Genomic DNA, 15,633 nt, shown 5'->3' with positions numbered 1-15,633 from the left:
CCGCGTGCCCTGACGATCCGTCGGGCAACCTCCTGACGAGCACGCGGTTGGCCTGGACCAAGCGGTCCTGACGAACCGTCGGCCCCGGGCGGACGGTAGAGTCCCTCCCCGCGCCAACCTCTGCCGCGCCACCTCCGTGCACCCCGTGCACCCCGTGCACCTCCGTGCATCACCGGACCGGAAGGCGAACTCTCGATGACCTCCCCTGTCTCCCCGTCGGCCGATCCCACCGCGGACCCGTTCTCCGCCGCCGACGGCGGCCCCACTCCGGGGCCGGTCGGCCAACTCCCGCCCCAGCAGCAGATGGCCGGCTGGGCCGTGCTGCTGCTCGGCGTACTGCTGCTGGCCGAGGCATTCGTCTGCGTGGCCGCCCTGATCAGCGTCTGGACGCCGCTCACCACCCTGACCGCCGAACGCGCCCCGTCCGAGGTCCCCGCGACCTGGGCGGTGCTCGGCCTCGGCCCCTGGCACCTGACGTCCAACACCGCGATGCTGATCGCCGTCCTGGCCGCCAGCGGGCTCGGCAGCTTCGTGCACGCCGCGACGTCCTTCGCCACCTACGCGGGCAACCGCCAACTCCTGCCCAGCTGGCTGCCCTGGTACCTGCTGCGCACCGCGATCGGCGGCGCACTCGCCCTGCTGGTCTACTTCCTGCTGCGCGGCGGCCTGTTCGCCAACGGCACCGACGGCACCGCCACCAACCCGTACGGCTTCGCCGGCATCGCCGGCCTGTGCGGCCTGTTCTCCAAGCAGGCCACCGACAAGCTCCGCGAGATCTTCGACACCGTCCTCACCACCCGCGACGGCGCCGGCGACGACGAACGCGACGACAAGATCCAGCCCACCGCCCCGACTTCGCCTACGGCCTCGACTCCACCGACCACACCCGCCGCATCCGGGCCGCAGCCCACCGAACCGGTCGTGGCCACCATCCCCAAGCAGGCAAGCCCGGTCTCCGAATCGGCGCAAACCACCGGTAGTTGACCGTTCACCGGCTCAAGCGAGAGGGCGGCCGGGTCCGGTTCGCGACTCGTGATGATCCGATCTTCATGCTCGCGTGGCGTGGTGCGTACGCGCGTCCCGCAGCGGGGGGTGGTCGATCAGCTCGACGTACATGATCCGGTCGTCCACCACGTCCAGGACGGCCATGCCCTCCTCGGCGGGCAGTTCGAGGCAGCGGTGGCCCGGGCCGTACGGCTGTCCGGCCGGGTGCAGGGCGGTGCGGAAGCTCTGGCAGGAGGTGTCCTCGCACTCGCACAGTGCGACCAGGCGCAGTTCCCGTGCGCCGGCGGCCAGTTCGGGTTCGCCGTCCTGCTCCAGCAGCGCCGCGAGTTCGTCCACGAGTTCGGGGAAGACGTCACGGACCAGGGGATGTTCGGTTTCCATGCCCGCCAAGGTAGCCGTCGGCCGGACACAGCACGGAACCGCGACTGCCCGTCGAGCTCCGACCCGCCGGTCGCGGGCCCGCGACCGGGGCCGGACGCCCCCGGCTGGGATGATCGGCGGATGGTCTCCGATCTCGCCCGTGCTCTCGCTGCCGCCGTCCGTGGTGAGGTCCGCTTCGACGCTGCGGAGCGGGCCGTGTACGGGCAGGACGCGTCCAACTACCGGCAGGTGCCGCGTGGGGTGGTGAAGCCGGCCGATGCGGACGATGTGCGGGCGGCGCTCGCGGTGTGCCGGGAGTTCGGGGTGCCGGTGGTGGCGCGCGGGTCGGGGACGAGTATCGGGGGGCAGGCGATCGGGCCCGGCGCGGTGGTGCTGGACTTTCGGCGGCATCTCGGCAAGGTTTTGGCGGTCGATCCGGAGGCCCGCACCGCGCGGGTCGAACCGGGCACGGTACTGGACGAACTCCAGCGCGCAGCAAGGCCGTTCGGGCTGCGGTTCGGGCCGGATCCGTCCACCCACAGCCGGTGCACGCTGGGCGGGATGATCGGCAACGACGCCTGTGGCTCGCACTCGCTGGCCTGGGGCCGCACCTCCGACAACCTGCACAGCCTGGACCTGCTGCTCGCCGACGGCACCGAACTGACCGTCACCGGCCCGCTGCCACCGGCCGCACGGGCCGCCCTGGCCGCCGCGCCGGGCCGACTCGGCCGTCTGCACCGGGAGTTGCAGGCCCTGGCCGCCGACAATCTGGCGCTGCTGCGCCGCGCCATGCCAGTGCTGCCGCGTCGCGGTTCGGGCTATCCGCTGGACGCGCTGCTCCCGGAGCGCGGCTTCGACCTGGTGCGGGCCGTCACCGGCACCGAGGGGACGTGCGCCCTGCTGCTCGGCGCCACCGTCCGGCTGGTGCCCGAACCGCCTTACCGCGCACTGGTGGTGGCGGGTTACCGGGACGAGACGGCCGCCGCCGACGCGGTGCCCGCGCTGCTGCCGCTCGAACCGTTGACCTGCGAGGGCATGGCCGCCGACCTGGTCGCCGCGCTGCTCGCGGCGGGGCCGCGCCCGCCGGTGCTGGACCGGCTGCCCGACGGTGCGTGCTGGCTGTTCCTGGAGACGGGCGGCGCCACGGCCGCCGAGGCCACCGACCGGGCGCGTCAACTCGCCGACGCCGTACGGCGGGAGCGCACCGCGACGGTCGCGCTGGTCACCGACCCGGCCGAGCAGCGTGCACTGTGGTCGATCCGGGAGGCCGGCGCCGGCATCGTCACCCGGCTGCCTCCGGGGCCGGACGGCCGACCGGGTGGGGCGGCGTGGCCTGGCTGGGAGGATTCGGCCGTCCCGGTCGAGCAACTCGGCTCCTACCTGCGACAGTTGCGGGCCCTGCTGAAGCGTCACGGGCTGCGCGGGGTGCCGTACGGGCATTTCGGCGAGGGCTGCGTGCACCTGCGCCTGGACTTCCCGGTGCGTGAACGGCCGCAGGTGATGCGGGAGTTCCTCACCGAGGCGGCGGATCTGGTGGTGGCGCACGGTGGTTCACTCTCCGGCGAGCACGGCGACGGGCAGGCCCGGGCCGAGCTGCTGCCTCGGATGTTCCCGCCGCAGGTGATCGACCTGTTCGCCCGGTTCAAGCAGATCTGGGACCCGGACGGCCTGCTCAACCCCGGCCTGCTGGTCGACCCGCGCCCGCTGGACGCCGATCTGCGCTTCCCCGGAAGGGAGTTGCCACTCACCCTGGCCTACCCGCAGGACGCCGGCAGTCTGCTGAACGCCGTCCACCGCTGCGTCGGCGTCGGAAAGTGCGTGGACACCAACAGCGGGGTGATGTGCCCGAGTTACATGGTGACGGGAGAGGAACGGCACTCCACCCGGGGCCGGGCCCGGCTGCTCGGCGAGATGCTGCGCGGCGAACTGGTCACCGACGGCTGGCGCTCGCCGGAGGTCCGGGAGGCGCTCGATCTCTGCCTGGGCTGCAAGGGCTGCGCGAGCGACTGCCCGGTGCAGGTGGACATGGCCACCTACCGGTCCGAATTCCTGTACCACCACTACCGGTTCAGGCCCCGTCCGGCCGCCCACTACTCGTTCGGCCTGCTGCCGCTGTGGCTCCGCCTGGCCCATCTCGCGCCGCGCGCCGCGAACGCCGCCCTGCGCGGCCGGTTCAGCGGCGCCCTGCTCAAGCGCCTCGGCGGCATCGACCCCCGGCGCTCGCTCCCCGCCCTCCCGGAGCGCCGTTTCTCCTCCTGGTTCCGCAGCTACCGCGCCGCCCACCCGGCCGACCCGGCCGCACCTGCGGTGCTGCTGTGGCCCGACTCGATGTCCGAACTCCTGGCCCCCGCACCGGCGATGGCCGCCGTGCAGGTGCTGGAGCGGCTCGGCTTCCGGGTGCAGCTGCCGGCCGGGCCGGTGTGCTGCGGGCTCACGCTGATCGCCAGCGGCCAACTCCGCGCGGCGCGCCGGGTGATCCGCCACTCCCAGCGCCAACTGCCGCCCGGCCTCCCGGTGGTGGGCCTGGAGCCGTCCTGCACCGCCACCCTGCGCGGCGACTGGCCGAAACTCCTCGATGGCCCCGAACTCCCCTCCCGGGTCCGCACCTTGGCCGAATTCCTGGACGAGAACGAGGTCGCCCTGCCGCGGCTGGGCGGCACGGCGATGACCCAGGTGCACTGCCACCAGCACGCCGTCCTGGGCACCGACGCCGACCAGCGCCTCACCGCCATGCTCGGTCTCACAAACCGTCAACTCGACGCCGGCTGCTGCGGATTGGCCGGGGCTTTCGGTTTCGAGCGCGGCCACTACGAGGTGTCGGTGGCCGCCGCCGAACGCGCCCTGCTGCCCGCCGTCCGCGCCGCCGAGCCGGGCACGCTGCTGCTCGCGGACGGCCTCAGCTGCCGCACCCAGCTCACCCAACTGGAGCCGTCCGCCCGGCCGTTGCACCTCGCCGAAGTCCTGCTCCGCGCGCTCGAGCAGACCCGGCAGAACGAGTAGCCCCCGTCAGCCCTCCCGCCCGACCGCCACCATCGCCGCGTCGTCCATCAGCCGTCCCCCGACGTAGGCCAGCAGGTCACGGCGGAGGCGGTCGAGGAAGTCCGTGGGTGTGATGGGTTCCGGGGCGAGGTGGGCGGCGCGGGCGGGCAGGGGGTAGAAGACGGCCTCGTGGTTGCGGGCCTCGGTGACGCCGTCGGTGTAGAGCAGCAGGGTGCTGCCGGGCGGGAAGGCGAACTCCTCGGTGCGGCGGTCGGCGGGGGCGAGGTCGCCCATGCCCAGCGGGGGGCCGCTCCGGTGCAGCGGGAGCAGGTGGGCGTGGCCGGGGGTGAGCAGCAGGGGCGGCGGGTGTCCGCAGTCGGCGAGCCGGATCACGGGGCGGTCGTCGGGCAGGTCGAGCACGAGCGCGGTGGCGAAGTTCTCCCGGACGTCGTGGCCGGCGTCGGCGACCTCGGCGAGGTGGCGCTGGTAGGAGGTCTCCAGCGCGTCGGCCAGCTGTGCCGGGTCCTGGTGCAGGTGAGCGAGCTCGCGGAAGGCGCCGAGCAGTGCGGCGGCGTCGCCGACGGCGTCGAGTCCCTTGCCGCGGACGTCGCCGATCAGCAGGCGGGTGGCGTGCGGGGTGCGGACGGCCGCGTACAGGTCGCCGCCGACGTTCGCTTCGTCGTCGGCGGCGAGGTACCGGGTGGCGATCCGCAGCGGTCCGGCCTGTTCGGGCAGCGGGCGCATCAGGACGCGCTGGACGGCGTCGGAGACGGTACGGACCCGGGTGAGTTCGCGTCCGTGGCGTTCGCGGGCCCGGCGGAAGGCGACGACGACGACGGTGACCAGGGCGAGCGCGCCGATCTGGGCCTGGTGGTTGGCGGTGAACAGGCCGCCGTGCAAGGCGGCGATGAGGATCAGGGCGATCAGTGCGAGCGCGCCGATCAGGGCGGTCATCCGGGTGCCGGCGAACGAGGCGGTGATGGCGGGGGCGACCACCAGCAGCGGGCCGAGGTGGATGTTCGGGGAGATCGAGATGTCGATGACGGAGATCAGCACGATCAGGCTGATCGGCAGCAGCACCAGCAGGTGTTCGGCGCGCCACTCGCTCCGCAGTTCCGCCAGACTCCGCCGCACTCCCACCCCACCACCATGCCTCGCCGCGGGGTTGCCCACGACCGGTGGACACTCCGCGTCCGGGGTATGGCGCCGCGTCACCGGCAGCTCCTACGATCACGCCATGACGACCCCGCCGAAGGCTGCCGAAGCCGGTAAGAACCCCTTGGAGCCCGCCGAGGGCGACCTGATCCTCGCCGAGCGATTCGCACCGTGGGTGCGGGCCCTGGGGCTCTCCGTGGTGGAGACGGGGACGCGGCACGCGGTGCTGCGGCTGCCGTGGTCCGACCAGTTGGCCCGGGACGGCGGCGGGCTGTCGGGGCAGGCGATGATGGCGGCGGCCGACACGGCGACGGTCGTCGCCGTGTCCTCGGCGCTGGGCGGGTTCGCTCCGATGACCACCGTCCAGCAGTCGATCACCTTCCAGCGTGCGGCGCGTGACACCGATCTGCTGGTCACGGCGCGGCTGACCAAGCTGGGCCGCCGGATCGCGTTCGCCGAGATCACCCTCACCACGCCGGACGCCCCGGACGACCCGGTCGCGCACGCCACCACGGTCTACGCGTTCCCGGGCTGAACCCCCTTGCCCCGGAAGATCACGTACGTGCACACCCCTGTTCCTGGGGGTGTACCGAGCAGTAGCCTCCTCGGATCCGTCTGATCGCGATCATTCGCCCTGGAGGCTCCATGCGCCCAATCCCCCGCCGCCGCGCGCTCGTTGCGGCCGCGCTCGCCGCTCTGACCCTCACCGGCGCGGCGGCCGTTCCCGCTTCGGCGGCGCCGGGCGGGCAGCACGCCACGGCGTACTACCTGGCGATCGGCGACTCGCTGGCGGCCGGCTACCAGTCCACGCCGACCGGCGGCCACATCGTGGGCCGCGGCTACGCCCAGGACCTGGCGCGGACGCTGGGCGAGCGGGCGGCGGACGACCACCGCCCGTTCGAGTTCACCGACCTGGGCTGCCCGGGCGAGACCACCGGCACCATGGCGAACGGCGGCTGCCCGTACCCGCACTCCTTCGGCGGCTCCCAACTGGAGGCGACGGTCGCCTACTTGAAGGCGCACTGGAAGGACGAGGTGCTGGTGACGATCGACATCGGCGCCAACGACGTGCAGCGCTGCGCGGCCGGTGGCTCGCTCGACCTGCCCTGCGCGATGAACGGCATCGAGCAGGTCCGAACCGGCCTGGACCGGATCCTCGGCGAGCTCCAGCAGGCGGCCGGCCCGCACACCCGGATCGTCGGCATGAACCTGTACGACCCGTTCCTGGCTGCCTGGATGACGGGCGACAAGGGCAAGGAGATGGCCACCGCCTCGGTGCCGCTCGCCAACGCGCTCAACTCGGTGATCGAGACGGTGGACGCGCGCCACCGCGTCCCGACCGCCGACGTGGCGGGGGCGTTCTCCACCACCTCGTTCGCGCCGCTGGTGCCGCTGGGCAACCAGCAGGTGCCCGCTGAACGTGGCCCAGGTCATGCAGTGGACCAACATGGCGCGCGGCGACATCCACGCCAACGACGCGGGCTACCAGGTGATCGCGGACGCCTTCGTCGCCAAGTTGCCGAAGCAGTACATGCACTGACACGCCGCCACCCCGCCGCACCACCCGGTGTGGCGGGGTGACGCCCTACCGGTTCTCAGTGGGCGGTGACGGCCGGTTTCTCAGTGGGAGGTGACGGCGGTGACGGCCGTGACGAACTCCGCCACGCGCTCCTGCGGCAGGTGCCGGGCGATGTCGGCTTCGCTGATCATGCCGACGAGTTTGTGGTCGGGGTGGTTGATCACCGGCAGCCGGCGCACCCGGTGGTCCTCCATCACCGACAGCACCAACTCCGCGTCCTCGTCCTCCTCGATCACCATCGGGCGGCCGAGGGCGAGTTCGAGGCACTTGACGGTGCCCGGGTCGCGTCCGTCGGCGACGCACCTGAGCACGATGTCGCGGTCGGTGACGATGCCCAGCAGTTTCTGGTTCTCGTCGCAGATCGGCAGCGCGCCGACGCCGCGTTCGCGCATCATCCGGGCGGCGTCGCCGAGGGTCTGCTCACCGGTGACGCACGCCGCTCCCGGGTGCATGATCTCTTTCGCGGTGGTCATGGCCGGACCTCCCGAGCTGGTTGTGTCCACTGGCCGTCTTCCATGCTGGCCCCGCCACCGGACCGCCCGCCACCGCTGAGGCCCCGGCCGTCCGTCCGGCGGGTCACGCCGCGTGCCGCGGGGCGACGTCCAACGGGCGCTCCGGACGGCCCACTTCGGCGGCCGCCGCGACCTGCGGCAGCTCCAGCTGCTCGACGTCCGGATCCGGCTCCAGCTTCCCCTCGGCCTCGTTCTCGGCGAGTTGCGCCGCGACCTCGGTGGCCTCGACGGCCTGCGCGGTGTTGCGTTCGGTGGAGCTCTCCAGGAAGCGCAGCAGCTCCACCGGGAACGGCAGCACCAGCGTGGAGTTCTTCTCCGCGGCGACCTCCACCACGGTCTGCAGCAGCCGCAGTTGCAGCGCGGCCGGGGTCGCGGACATCACCTTCGCGGCCTCCGACAGGCGCGCGGACGCCTGGTACTCGCCGTCGGCGGTGATGATCCGGGCCCGCCGCTCCCGGTCCGCCTCGGCCTGCCGGGCCATCGAGCGCTTCATCGACTCGGGCAGGGCGACGTCCTTGATCTCCACCCGGTCGATCTGGATGCCCCAGCCCAGCGCCGGGCTGTCCAGCATCAGCTCCAGGCCCTGGTTGATCGGCTCGCGGTTGGCCAGCAGGTCGTCGAGCTCGCTCTTGCCGATGATCGACCGCAGCGAGGTCTGTGCGACCTGCGACATCGCGAAGTTGTAGTCCTGCACGTTGACGATCGCCTTCACCGGGTCGACCACCTTGAAATACACCACCGCGTCCACCCGGACGGTCACGTTGTCCCGGGTGATGCCCTCCTGCGCCGGGATAGGCATGGTGATGATCTGCACGTTCACCCGGCGCAGCCGGTCCGCGATCGGCATGATCCGCACCAGCCCCGGCGTCCTGATCTCGTCCCGCACCCGCCCGAACCGGAACACCACGCCGAGCTGGTACTGCTGCACCATGCGCACACTCAACCCGGCCACCACCGCCAACAGCACCAGCACCGCAATCAACGCGTCAACCACGATCATCGCCGTCACCTCGACCCGTACGGCACGCAGACTCGTATCTCTACGCTACTCCGCCGCCGCCCCCACCGGCCGGGCCGCGCGAGACCCAACGGGAAAACGCTTTCCCGTTGACTCGCCGTCCCGCCTGTCACGGTCTGCGCGCCCCTAGGATCGGCGCCATGGAACTGCCCTCCGAACCGTCCTCCGCCCTGCCCTCCGAACTGGTCGGACGCGTCCACGGGCTGGCCGAACTGGACGAGTTGGTGGTCGGCTGCCGGGCCTGCCCGCGCCTGGTCGAGTGGCGGGAGGAGGCGGCCCGGGTGAAGCGCCGCGCGTTCCAGGACCAGGACTACTGGGCGCGACCGATCCCGGGCTTCGGACCGACCGACGCCCGCCTGGTCCTGGTCGGCCTCGCCCCCGCCGCGCACGGCGGCAACCGAACGGGCCGGATCTTCACCGGCGACCCTTCGGGCGACCTGCTGTACGCCTCCCTGCACCGACTCGGCCTGGCCTCCCAGCCGCACTCCACCTGGCGGGACGACGGCCTCGAACTGTTCGGCGTCCGCATCACCGACCCGGTCCGCTGCGCCCCGCCCGAGAACAGGCCCACCAACACCGAACGCGACACCTGCCGCCCCTGGATCGTCCGCGAGTTCGAGTACCTCCGCCCCACCGTCCGCGCCGTGGTCGCCCTCGGCGGCTTCGCCTGGCAGGCCGTCCTCCCCGCCCTCGCCGCCGCCGGCTGGCAAGTCCCCCGCCCCCGACCGCAGTTCACCCACGGCGCCCACGCGATCCTCCCCGCCACCGACGACGGCCCGCCCCTCCACCTCTACGGCTGCTTCCACGTCAGCCCCCGCAACACCTACACCGGCCGCCTCACCCCCACCATGGTCGACGACCTCCTCCGCACCGCCGCGACCACCGCGGGCCTGAACCCGACCGCGCCGTAGGCCCGTTGTGCGATCCGGTCAGAGGGGCGGAATCCGCTCGGGGACGAGTCCGGCCTGGCGGAGGAGTCCGTAGAGGTCGGTCTCGCCCCAGAACTCCACGATCCGCCCGTCGCGGAGCCGGTAGGACTTGACGCCCGTCATGGTGAGGTCCCGGCCGCTGCGGTCGTGGGTGTAGGTGAGTGTGAAGGCCACGGTGACTCGGTCGCCGGCCGCGAAGAGGTCGTCCACCTGGACGCGGCAGTTGGACAGGCCCGGGGTCAGCACCGCCCCCTCGGGGTAGTGCCGCCCCTGACCGTGCAACCCCGCGCCGTGAACGAGCACGTCCTCGGCGACGAGCTCCTCGAACTCGGAGACCTGCTTCGTCTCGAAGACCCGGAGGTAGCGGCGGACGACCTCGACGTTGCGCTTGCTGACAGCTTCGGACATGGCACCGACCGTACCCAGCAGCCGATCCGGCCCGCCAGTGCCCCCAACTCGCCGCCCTGTGCGGCCGATCCGCGCACCACCCGCCTACGTACGCGCTGGCGAAGCCGGCCGATCGCCGTACGACACCCGTCGGGCCGGGTCGCGAATACCACGCTCGGCCACCGAGTTCAGCCACCGACCGTCTCCACCCGGGTGGTGACGGTCCGCGGGCCGGCCGCGTACCGCACCTCCAGATCGACGGTCGTGCGGTACACCTGGTGGCGGTTCACCCGCCCCAGCGCCGTCGGTTCGGAGCGCACCGCGACGATCGGCAGCCTCCGCCCCGCCCCGCCCGCCTGCGCGATCCGCCGCACCTGCCGCCCGTCGGCCTCGTCCGGCCCGTTCGCCTGGGCGAGCGCGGCAACGGAGGCGAGCACCAGGCCGACGCCGAGCAGCCCTGCCAGCACCCGCGACGGCGGAGACTTGCTCGGGTCGGCCCGCCGCCGGTCGAGCACGGCGGCCACTAGCCAGGCCAGCGCGCACGGCCGCGACCAGGGTGGGCAGCACCCGCTCCGCCGTCGGCGAACCCGCGACCTTCAGCAGCGCGTCCTTCAGCTCGGCGCCGTTCGCCGCTCCGCCGTCCCGGCCCGCTGCCCGGACGGCAACAGCGCCACCGCCACCCCGTGCCCGGCCGCGAACACGCTGCCCAGCACCGCCGCCCACCCGGCCACCCGAGTCCGTCCGCGCGCCATCGCCCCTCCCGCGCCCACGCGTTGCGTGCGCTGAACCACGGCCGGACACCGTGATCGAGCGACCGCGATCGCCCGCCGCATATCGCTTGATCGGGGGGAGACCGGCGCCCAGAATGCAACGGACGGATCGCCTGAGGAGGCAGAGTGCGGCTGGGTACGGTGGCGTTGACCGGCGCGGCGGGGAACATCGGAACCGTTGCGCGCAAGGCACTTCGGGACGAGGCCGAGCGACTGATCCTGCTCGACCGGGTGCCGCTACGGCCGGAGGCCGCCAACGAGGAGGCGCGCACCGTCGATCTGCGCGACGCGGCCGCCGTGGAGGCGGCACTCGCCGGCGCCGATCAGGTGGTTCACCTGGGCGGCGTGCCGGACGAAGCGCCGCTGCCGGAACTGCTCGACGTGAACGTGCTCGGCACCCACAACGTCCTGGAGGCGGCGCGCCGTACCGGCATCGACCGGGTGGTACTGGCCAGCAGCAACCGCGTCACCGGCTTCCACCCGGTCGGCCACCACACCGACCCGGAGGATCCCGTCCGGCCCGACGGCCTGTACGGCGTGAGCAAGGCGGCCATCGAGGCCCTCGGGCGGCTCTACGCCGACAAGTTCGGCCTGTCGGTGATCTGCCTGCGCATCGGCAGCTTCGAACCGGCCCCCACCGAGCCCCGCCACCTGGCGACCTGGCTCAGCCCCCGCGACGCGATCGGTTTTGTGCGGGCCGCGCTGACCGCCCCGCCCACCGTCCGCTTCGCCACCGCGTACGCCGTCTCCGCCAACACCCGCCGCTTCTGGCAGGTCCCCGACCCGGCGGTACTCGACTACGCCCCCGTCGACGACGCCGAACTCCACGCCCCCGCCATCCCCGGCGCCGACCACCCCGCCGACCCCACCGCTCCCCAGGCCGGCCCGTACGCCCTCCCCGAGTTCACCCTCCGCCACCTCGCGCCCTGACCGCCAAACACCCCCGTCACCGCATCCGCTTCGGCCGCCGCCCCGCCTTCCCCCACACCCCCGGCAACAACTCCCGCGCGAACACCGCCTCCCCCACCTGCCGCCCGAACAACACCCCATACCCAAAACCCCCGTCCGACAGCCCCCGCACCGCCCCACGGGCAACGAATCGCCGTCCCCCCACCCCCCTCCACCTCACCAAACACCCCCATCACCGCATCCGCTTCGGCCGCCGCCCCGCCCTCCCCCACACCCCCGGCAACAACTCCCGCGCGAACACCGCCTCCCCCACCTGCCGCCCGAACAACACCCCATACCCAAAACCCCCATCCGACAGCCCCCGCACCGCCCCACGAGCGACGATCGCGTCCTGGTGGCGGCCCAGCACGTCCTGCAGGGCCTTCATCCGGCGGGTGAAGCTGCGGGCCGGGCGGCCGGCGGTCTCGCCGGCGTAGCGGGCGCGCTTCGCGGCCTTGCGTGCGTCGTGCAGGGCGTGTTCGCGGGCCGGGCCGTCGGGGGTGTGTTCGGCGGTGGCGAGGCGTTCGGCGGTGCGGCGGTGTTCGCGGCGCAGGATGCGGGTGAGTTCCGGCCCGGCGGGCCGTGTCGCGCGGGCGTTGAGCGGGGGGTCGTCGGCGAGTGCGATGAGGGCGTCGAGCAGTTCGCGGAAGGCTTGGCTGTCGAGTGCGGCAAGGACGGCGGCGCGGCCTTCGCGGGCCTCCCGGCTGCTCCAGGTGGTGAGTTCGGCGAGGACGCGTTCGCGGTCGCCGCCGTCGGGGAGTTCGCGGGCCTGGGCGAGGAGGCGTTCGCCGAGCACTTCGGCATCGCGGGCCCGGCCGAGGTTCCGACCGAGCTCGCGCAGTTCGCTCTCCAGGCCGGTGTGGTCGCCGGCCAGGTGGCGGCGGTGGGTGCGCAGGGCGCTGCGCAGGCGGCGGGAGGCGACGCGCATCTGGTGGACGGCGTCGGTCCGGTCGGCGCGGACGTCGGGCTCGAGGGCGACCAGTTTCGCGGTCTGCTCGCGCAGGCGTGCGGTGAGAACGTCCCCCGCGCTGCCCTCGATCCGGTGTGCCACGTTCGCCACGTCCTTCCGTGCCGCCAAGGCACGTCCTTCCGTGCCTGCCAAGGGTAGGCCGGTGGTGGCGGGTTCGCGCGGGCACCGCGCCGCGACGGTGCCGCGGGCCGGGGCGGCGGGCTCAGCGCCTCAAGGCCGTGCACCGGCCAGTGAGTCGAGGTGGCTGCGGAGAACGGCGCAGAGCTCGTCCGGGCCGACCAGGAGGGGGTGCTGGACGGCTTGGAGGGTGAGGCCGTCGAGGAGGGCGGAGAGGCGGCGGGTCTCCACGGCGAGGTCGAGGCCGGGGGCGAGGGCGCCGGTGCGGCGGGTCTCGAGCAGGACGCGGTGGATGAGTTCGTCCAGGCCGGACTGCATCGTGGCGAGGCGGCCGCGCAGTTCGGGGCGGGTGCGGGCGGCGGTGACGAAGGACAGCCAGACGGCGGACTCTTCGCGGCGCACGGTGTCCAACGGGAGTGTCTCGGCGAGGAGTTGCAGTGTCAGCTCGCGCCGGTCGCCGGTCGCGGCGGGGTCGAGCAGGGCGGCCGCGCGGGTGCGGATGCGGGCTTCGATGCGACGGGCCAACTCCCCCATCGCGAAGATCATCAGCTCCGAGCTGCCGGCGAAGTAGTGCCGGACCGAGCCGATCGCGAGTCCGGCCTCGTCGGCGACGTTGCGCAGCGAGGCGTGTTCAAGGCCTTCCCGGGCGGCGACGCGCAGTACGGCATCGGCGACGGCCTGGCGGCGCTCCTCGGGGTCCACGATCTTCGGCATGTTGCCGTTATAGCACGGGCGAGCTAAATTGCGTTTTGGCACAGCCGAGCTAAAAAGATTTCGGGGGAGCGGAACGATGCACGGATGGGTGAGCGCGGTCCTGATCGCGGCGGTGGTCGTCGCGGTGGTGGTCCGGCGGCTGCGCGGCGAACCGCTCAACGCGCGGGACCTGTTCGGGCCGCCGGTGGTCCTCACGGCGCTCGGCGCGTGGTCGCTCTGGCAGCACCACGACCTGCGCCACGGCCTCGGCGCGGTCGACTGGGCCTGGATCGCGGCGGGCCTCGTGCTCGGCCTCGCGACGGGCGCGCTGCGCGGCGCGACCGTCCGGGTCGAGGCGCGCCAGGGCGTGCTCCGGCAGCGCTGGACCGGCTGGACGTTCCTGGTCGCCGCGGGCTCGCTGGCGGTGATGGCCGGGTTCTCGTTCCTCGCCGAGCACGCCGGGCTACCCGCCGACGCCCGCCCGACCCAACTGTCCATCGGCATCGGCTTCCTGGGCGAGGCCCTGACCGTCGGCCTGCGCGGCCTCACCTCCGGCATCCCGTTCGCACCGGAACGCCGCGGCCCGTCCGCACTGCTCGGCCTCGACCGCACCCGCCAACAGCGCCCCTGACGCCCCGTCAACCTGACGCACAACACCCCACCCCACGAACTCACGTTCGTCACGCCCCGCCACGCCCGCCGCCCGCCCGGCCCGGCAGGCGACGGGCCGTCGGGCGCGGTCCGCCGCCGACCGGGGCTGCCTACCGTGGAGGGATGCCGCACTCGCCGCAGCGCTCATCGCAGCACCCGTCGCAGCCCCCGACCTACTCCGCCGCCGTCGCGCCGGGCGCCCTGCCGCTGCTCGGCCACGGGCACCGGCTGCTGCGCGGGTCGGCGGGGTACCTGTCCTCGCTGCACCAGCACGGCGACCTGGTGGCGATGCGGCTGGGGCCGACGACCGTTCAAGTCCCGTGCCACCCTGAGCTGTTGAACCAGGTGCTGGCCGACCACCGGCTGTTCGACAAGGGCGGTGCGTTCTACGACCGGGCTCGCGACGTGGCGGGCAACGGCCTGGTCACCTGCCCGTACCGCGACCACCAGCACCAGCGCCGACTGGTCCAGTCCGCCTTCCGGCGCCCGCAGTTGGCCAGGTACGCGCAGGTCATGCAGGCCGAGATCGAGTTCGCCACCGGCGGGTGGCAGCCGGGCAAGGTGATCGACGCCTTCCCCACCTTCCACGGGATCGCGCTGCGCACCCTGGGCCGCACGCTCTGCGCGACGGCGATCGACGCGGAGCTGGCGCGCAGCGTGGAGCGCGCGTTCGACACCGTGCTGAACGGGGTGTTCCGGCAGATGCTGCTGCCCACGCCGGTGCGCGAGCTGCCACTGCCCGGCAACCTGCGCTACCGCCGTGCGCTGACCCAACTGCACGACGCCACCCGGCAGTTGATCGCCACCTACCGCGCGCCCCTCCCCCAGCCCGACCTCACCGCGCCCGACCCCACCGGCACCGGCACCGGCACCGGCACCGAGCCCGACCTGCTGGCCTCGCTGCTCGCCGCCCGCGGCGAGGACGGGGCGCGGCTCTCCGACGCCGAGGTGCACGACCAGGTGATCACCCTGCTCGCGGCCGGCACCGAGACCGTCGCGGCCACCCTCACCTGGGCGCTGTGGCGGCTGTCCCAGCACCCGGCGGCGGCCGAGCAGGTCCGGGCGGAGCTGGCGGAGGTGCTGCCGGACGGCCGCGCCCCGGGGTGGGCGGACCTGCCGCGGCTGGGCGCCGTCGACCGGGTGGTGTCGGAGACGCTGCGCCTGCACCCGCCGGGCTGGCTGTTCACCCGGGTGACCACCGCGCCCACCGAGTTGGCGGGCCGCACGCTCCGGGCGGGGACCACGCTGGTGTTCTCCCCGGCGGCGGTGGCCCGGCACCCGGCCGCGTACCGCGCGCCGGCCCAGTTCGACCCGGACCGCTGGCGGCCCGAACGGGTCACCCCCGCCGCCCGGCGGGCGTTCCTGCCGTTCGGGACGGGCGCCCGCAAGTGCGTGGGCGACCTGTTCGCCCGCACCGAGTGCGTCCTCGTGCTGGCCACCCTGCTCTCCCGCCGGCGCCTCGTCCCGGAGCCGGACGCCGACCTGCGTCCCGTCCCGCTGGCCACCGTGCTGCGCCCGCGCCGCCTGCACCTGCGGGTCGCCGCGCACTGACGAGTAGGA

General features: G+C 73.5%; 17 protein-coding genes. 8 read left to right on the top strand and 9 right to left on the bottom strand.

Features of this window, described 5'->3' with window-relative positions; translation table 11 throughout:
- The first annotated feature begins 195 nt into the window (after positions 1 to 195).
- Positions 196 to 984, top strand: coding sequence for a hypothetical protein (locus ACGFWJ_RS07305; RefSeq protein ID WP_392946154.1), 789 nt, complete (start codon positions 196 to 198; stop codon positions 982 to 984).
- A 63-nt stretch (positions 985 to 1,047) separates the two neighbouring features.
- Here ACGFWJ_RS07305 and ACGFWJ_RS07300 read toward each other — a convergent pair whose 3' ends face one another.
- Positions 1,048 to 1,386: a hypothetical protein gene (locus ACGFWJ_RS07300; RefSeq protein WP_392946153.1), complete on the bottom strand. Its 339-nt coding sequence runs from the start codon at positions 1,384 to 1,386 to the stop codon at positions 1,048 to 1,050.
- A 120-nt stretch (positions 1,387 to 1,506) separates the two neighbouring features.
- Between ACGFWJ_RS07300 and ACGFWJ_RS07295 the strand changes: the two genes are divergently transcribed.
- Entirely contained in the window at positions 1,507 to 4,365 is a 2,859-nt protein-coding gene (locus tag ACGFWJ_RS07295; RefSeq protein WP_392946151.1) for an FAD-binding and (Fe-S)-binding domain-containing protein, read from the top strand.
- A 6-nt stretch (positions 4,366 to 4,371) separates the two neighbouring features.
- Here ACGFWJ_RS07295 and ACGFWJ_RS07290 read toward each other — a convergent pair whose 3' ends face one another.
- A complete protein-coding gene (locus ACGFWJ_RS07290; protein WP_392946149.1) occupies positions 4,372 to 5,478 on the bottom strand; it encodes a PP2C family protein-serine/threonine phosphatase in 1,107 nt (368 codons plus the stop codon).
- 103 nt (positions 5,479 to 5,581) lie between these two features.
- Here ACGFWJ_RS07290 and ACGFWJ_RS07285 point away from each other — a divergent pair, with 103 nt between their 5' ends.
- The gene (locus tag ACGFWJ_RS07285; protein ID WP_387647897.1) at positions 5,582 to 6,034 is read left to right on the top strand and encodes a PaaI family thioesterase; all 453 of its coding nucleotides are present in this window, start codon (positions 5,582 to 5,584) and stop codon (positions 6,032 to 6,034) included.
- Positions 6,035 to 6,144: 110 nt separating this feature from the next.
- A complete protein-coding gene (locus ACGFWJ_RS07280; protein ID WP_392946146.1) occupies positions 6,145 to 7,080 on the top strand; it encodes an SGNH/GDSL hydrolase family protein in 936 nt (311 codons plus the stop codon).
- Positions 7,081 to 7,119: 39 nt separating this feature from the next.
- Here ACGFWJ_RS07280 and ACGFWJ_RS07275 read toward each other — a convergent pair whose 3' ends face one another.
- Positions 7,120 to 7,551 (bottom strand): CBS domain-containing protein, encoded by a 432-nt coding sequence (locus ACGFWJ_RS07275; RefSeq protein WP_387647901.1) that lies wholly within the window; start codon positions 7,549 to 7,551, stop codon positions 7,120 to 7,122.
- A 103-nt stretch (positions 7,552 to 7,654) separates the two neighbouring features.
- Entirely contained in the window at positions 7,655 to 8,590 is a 936-nt protein-coding gene (locus tag ACGFWJ_RS07270; protein ID WP_392946144.1) for a slipin family protein, read from the bottom strand.
- 158 nt (positions 8,591 to 8,748) lie between these two features.
- Here ACGFWJ_RS07270 and ACGFWJ_RS07265 point away from each other — a divergent pair, with 158 nt between their 5' ends.
- Positions 8,749 to 9,519 (top strand): uracil-DNA glycosylase, encoded by a 771-nt coding sequence (locus ACGFWJ_RS07265; RefSeq protein WP_392946142.1) that lies wholly within the window; start codon positions 8,749 to 8,751, stop codon positions 9,517 to 9,519.
- A gap of 18 nt (positions 9,520 to 9,537) precedes the next feature.
- Here the strand turns inward: ACGFWJ_RS07265 and ACGFWJ_RS07260 are convergent, their stop codons facing one another.
- The 3 genes from ACGFWJ_RS07260 to ACGFWJ_RS07250 form a co-directional block, all read right to left on the bottom strand.
- Positions 9,538 to 9,945: an ester cyclase gene (locus ACGFWJ_RS07260; protein WP_392946140.1), complete on the bottom strand. Its 408-nt coding sequence runs from the start codon at positions 9,943 to 9,945 to the stop codon at positions 9,538 to 9,540.
- Between the two features lie 167 nt (positions 9,946 to 10,112).
- Positions 10,113 to 10,439: a hypothetical protein gene (locus ACGFWJ_RS07255; protein WP_392946138.1), complete on the bottom strand. Its 327-nt coding sequence runs from the start codon at positions 10,437 to 10,439 to the stop codon at positions 10,113 to 10,115.
- A 96-nt stretch (positions 10,440 to 10,535) separates the two neighbouring features.
- Positions 10,536 to 10,676: a hypothetical protein gene (locus ACGFWJ_RS07250; RefSeq protein WP_387862125.1), complete on the bottom strand. Its 141-nt coding sequence runs from the start codon at positions 10,674 to 10,676 to the stop codon at positions 10,536 to 10,538.
- 144 nt (positions 10,677 to 10,820) lie between these two features.
- Between ACGFWJ_RS07250 and ACGFWJ_RS07245 the strand changes: the two genes are divergently transcribed.
- Positions 10,821 to 11,624, top strand: a complete 804-nt coding sequence (locus ACGFWJ_RS07245; RefSeq protein ID WP_392946136.1) for an NAD-dependent epimerase/dehydratase family protein — start codon at positions 10,821 to 10,823, stop codon at positions 11,622 to 11,624.
- 211 nt (positions 11,625 to 11,835) lie between these two features.
- On the opposite strand, the gene ACGFWJ_RS07240 is transcribed toward ACGFWJ_RS07245, so the two are convergent.
- Both ACGFWJ_RS07240 and ACGFWJ_RS07235 read right to left on the bottom strand, forming a co-directional pair.
- Positions 11,836 to 12,720, bottom strand: coding sequence for a CHAD domain-containing protein (locus ACGFWJ_RS07240; RefSeq protein ID WP_392946134.1), 885 nt, complete (start codon positions 12,718 to 12,720; stop codon positions 11,836 to 11,838).
- A 102-nt stretch (positions 12,721 to 12,822) separates the two neighbouring features.
- Positions 12,823 to 13,443, bottom strand: coding sequence for a TetR/AcrR family transcriptional regulator (locus ACGFWJ_RS07235; RefSeq protein ID WP_392946132.1), 621 nt, complete (start codon positions 13,441 to 13,443; stop codon positions 12,823 to 12,825).
- 76 nt (positions 13,444 to 13,519) lie between these two features.
- Between ACGFWJ_RS07235 and ACGFWJ_RS07230 the strand changes: the two genes are divergently transcribed.
- On the top strand, positions 13,520 to 14,053 hold the full coding sequence (locus ACGFWJ_RS07230; RefSeq protein WP_392946130.1) for a DUF1453 domain-containing protein: 534 nt from the start codon (positions 13,520 to 13,522) through the stop codon (positions 14,051 to 14,053).
- A 143-nt stretch (positions 14,054 to 14,196) separates the two neighbouring features.
- A complete protein-coding gene (locus tag ACGFWJ_RS07225) occupies positions 14,197 to 15,624 on the top strand; it encodes a cytochrome P450 (RefSeq protein WP_392946128.1) in 1,428 nt (475 codons plus the stop codon).
- The last annotated feature ends 9 nt before the right edge of the window (positions 15,625 to 15,633 follow it).

The sequence above is a fragment of the Kitasatospora sp. NPDC048407 genome, assembly GCF_043200475.1.
Lineage (GTDB): Bacteria > Actinomycetota > Actinomycetes > Streptomycetales > Streptomycetaceae > Kitasatospora.
This window is presented reverse-complemented; position numbering and strand designations above follow the sequence as displayed.

Excerpts from the sequence above, each read along its gene's own strand:
- ACGFWJ_RS07305 (WP_392946154.1), top strand. The coding sequence starts at position 196 with ATGACCTCCCCTGTCTCCCCGTCGGCCGATCCCACCGCGGACCCGTTC.
- ACGFWJ_RS07300 (WP_392946153.1), bottom strand. The coding sequence starts at position 1,386 with ATGGAAACCGAACATCCCCTGGTCCGTGACGTCTTCCCCGAACTCGTG.
- ACGFWJ_RS07295 (WP_392946151.1), top strand. The coding sequence starts at position 1,507 with ATGGTCTCCGATCTCGCCCGTGCTCTCGCTGCCGCCGTCCGTGGTGAG.
- ACGFWJ_RS07285 (WP_387647897.1), top strand. The coding sequence starts at position 5,582 with ATGACGACCCCGCCGAAGGCTGCCGAAGCCGGTAAGAACCCCTTGGAG.
- ACGFWJ_RS07280 (WP_392946146.1), top strand. The coding sequence starts at position 6,145 with ATGCGCCCAATCCCCCGCCGCCGCGCGCTCGTTGCGGCCGCGCTCGCC.
- ACGFWJ_RS07275 (WP_387647901.1), bottom strand. The coding sequence starts at position 7,551 with ATGACCACCGCGAAAGAGATCATGCACCCGGGAGCGGCGTGCGTCACC.
- ACGFWJ_RS07270 (WP_392946144.1), bottom strand. The coding sequence starts at position 8,590 with ATGATCGTGGTTGACGCGTTGATTGCGGTGCTGGTGCTGTTGGCGGTG.
- ACGFWJ_RS07265 (WP_392946142.1), top strand. The coding sequence starts at position 8,749 with ATGGAACTGCCCTCCGAACCGTCCTCCGCCCTGCCCTCCGAACTGGTC.
- ACGFWJ_RS07260 (WP_392946140.1), bottom strand. The coding sequence starts at position 9,945 with ATGTCCGAAGCTGTCAGCAAGCGCAACGTCGAGGTCGTCCGCCGCTAC.
- ACGFWJ_RS07250 (WP_387862125.1), bottom strand. The coding sequence starts at position 10,676 with ATGGCGCGCGGACGGACTCGGGTGGCCGGGTGGGCGGCGGTGCTGGGC.
- ACGFWJ_RS07235 (WP_392946132.1), bottom strand. The coding sequence starts at position 13,443 with ATGCCGAAGATCGTGGACCCCGAGGAGCGCCGCCAGGCCGTCGCCGAT.
- ACGFWJ_RS07230 (WP_392946130.1), top strand. The coding sequence starts at position 13,520 with ATGCACGGATGGGTGAGCGCGGTCCTGATCGCGGCGGTGGTCGTCGCG.
- ACGFWJ_RS07225 (WP_392946128.1), top strand. The coding sequence starts at position 14,197 with ATGCCGCACTCGCCGCAGCGCTCATCGCAGCACCCGTCGCAGCCCCCG.